This is a genomic window from Micromonospora sp. LZ34 (assembly GCF_052981855.1).
Map to the genome: position 1 here is coordinate 1 of NZ_JBRIQN010000135.1, position 2,115 is coordinate 2,115.

The window sequence follows — 2,115 nt, forward strand, 5'->3', positions numbered from 1 at the left end:
AACACCCCCAAGGACGGCCAGGTACCCAACAGCCGACACCCCATGGCCGACCGCGACGACCTCCTCATCGCCCACGTCACGCACTTCAACGACCTCTTCTGGGACACCGGCGGCACCCGCACCACGGTGGTGGAGCACGGCATCGTGCCGCCGCGGCACGAGTGGAGCGGCGAGCTGGACCGGCTGGCGGTGGTGACGAACGAGCCGGTGCGTCGCTGGCGGGTCACCGGCACCGACCTCATGCCCCGGTTCGCCCGGGTGGCGCCGCTGGACGTCTTCGGCATGGGCGTCGCCGGCCTGCCCGCCGCGCTGGCCCGGGCCGGCGCGGCGGACGGCCTGCCGGTCACCGGGTACGACGACCTGCCGCAGGACCGGATGCACGCCGAGGTCGCCCGGCGGCGGGCGTACCTGCACCTGTGCCGGTGGACCTCGCTCGGGCTGAGCCTGATCGAGGCGATGGCGATCGGCATGCCGGTCATCGCGCTGGCCACCACCGAGGCGGTGGACGCCGTACCGGCCGACGCGGGCGTGCTCTCCACCCGGGTGGAGACCCTCGTCGAGGCGGCCCGGTGGTTGATGACGGACCGCGACGCGGCCGCCCGGCTGGGCGCGCGGGGGCGCGAGGTGGCGAAGGAACGCTTCGGGCTGGACCGGTTCCTGGCTGACTGGGACCGGCTGATCGAGGAGGAAACATGCGGATCGCGATGATCTCTGAGCACGCCAGCCCACTCGCCGTCCTCGGGGAGGAGGACGCCGGTGGCCAGAACACGCACGTCGCGGAGCTCGCCGCCGCGCTGGTCGGCGAGGGCCACGACGTCCGCGTGTACACCCGCCGGGACTCCGCCGCCCTGCCCGACACCGTCGCCACCGTCGACGGTTACCGGGTCTGCCACGTGCCGGCCGGGCCCGCGCTGCGGGTGCCGAAGGACGAGCTGCTGCCGCACATGGGCGAGTTCGGGCGCTGGCTGGCCGGCCAGTGGCGGAACGGGGACTGGGCCCCCGACGTCGCGCACGCGCACTTCTGGATGAGCGGACTGGCCACCCTGCACGCGGGCCGGCGGACCGGGGTGCCGGTGGTGCTGACGTACCACGCGCTGGGCACGGTGAAACGGCGGCACCAGGGCGCGCGGGACACCAGCCCACCGGGGCGGATCGGCTTCGAACGCGCGCTCGGCCGGGCCGCCGACCGGGTGATCGTGCAGTGCCAGGACGAGGTCGGCGAGCTGGTCCGGCTGGGGGTGCCCCGGTCCCGGATGGCCCTGGTCCCGTCCGGGGTCAACCAGGAGGTGTTCCGCCCGGACGGACCGGTCGCCCCGCGTGACCCGGCCCGGCCGCGGATCCTCACCGTCGGGCGGATGGTGGAGCGCAAGGGCTTCCAGGACGTGGTCCGGGCCCTGCCCGCCGTGCCGGACGCGGAGTGCGTGGTGGTCGGCGGACCGCCCGCCGACCTGCTGCCCGCCGACGCGTTCGCCCGCCGGCTGGGCGCGCTGGCCGGCACCTGCGGGGTGGCCGACCGGGTCCGCCTGGTCGGCGCGGTGCCCCGGGAGGAGATGGGGCGCTGGTACCGCTCCGCCGACATCCTGGTGGCCGCCCCCTGGTACGAGCCGTTCGGGCTCACCCCGCTGGAGGCGATGGCCTGCGGCGTGCCGGTGATCGGCACCCGGGTCGGCGGGATCGCCGACACCGTGGTCGACGGGCTCACCGGGGACCTGGTCCCGCCCCGGGACCCGCGGGCGCTGGGCGCCACGATCCGCCGGCTCCTCGCCGACCAGGTCCGGCGGTTCGCGTACGCCACGGCGGCGCTGGACCGGATCCGCAGCCGGTACTCCTGGAAGCGCTGCGCCGAGCAGTTGAGCGCGGTCTACGCCACGGTGAACTCGGTCGCCCGTCCCACCCCGGCGGTGGCGTGATGACGCAGACGCTCTCCACCCTGGACACCCACCTGGCCCACCTGGCGGCCGCGCTGCTGCCCTACCGGCAGGTGGCCGAGCGGCTCGCCGGCTGGGGCACCGAGGTGGCCTGGACGCTCGCCCGGGGCGGCCGCCTGCTGGTGGCCGGCAACGGCGGCAGCGCCGCCGAGGCCCAACACCTCACCGCCGAACTCGTCGGCAAACT

Annotated in this window: 2 protein-coding genes and 1 pseudogene; all 3 read left to right on the plus strand. The window is 75.7% G+C overall.

Annotated features, from left to right (window positions below; all coding sequences use genetic code 11):
- The coding region (locus tag ACVCAH_RS37755; protein WP_447140993.1) for a glycosyltransferase at positions 1 to 708 on the plus strand (708 nt) is incomplete at its 5' end.
- Positions 693 to 1,910: a glycosyltransferase gene (locus ACVCAH_RS37760; RefSeq protein ID WP_447140994.1), complete on the plus strand. Its 1,218-nt coding sequence runs from the start codon at positions 693 to 695 to the stop codon at positions 1,908 to 1,910. The genes ACVCAH_RS37755 and ACVCAH_RS37760, both read left to right, overlap by 16 nt.
- A pseudogene (locus tag ACVCAH_RS37765) lies at positions 1,910 to 2,115 on the plus strand (phosphoheptose isomerase); the annotation flags it as partial. The gene ACVCAH_RS37760 and the pseudogene ACVCAH_RS37765, both read left to right, overlap by 1 nt.

Excerpts from the sequence above, each read along its gene's own strand:
- ACVCAH_RS37760 (WP_447140994.1), top strand. The coding sequence starts at position 693 with ATGCGGATCGCGATGATCTCTGAGCACGCCAGCCCACTCGCCGTCCTC.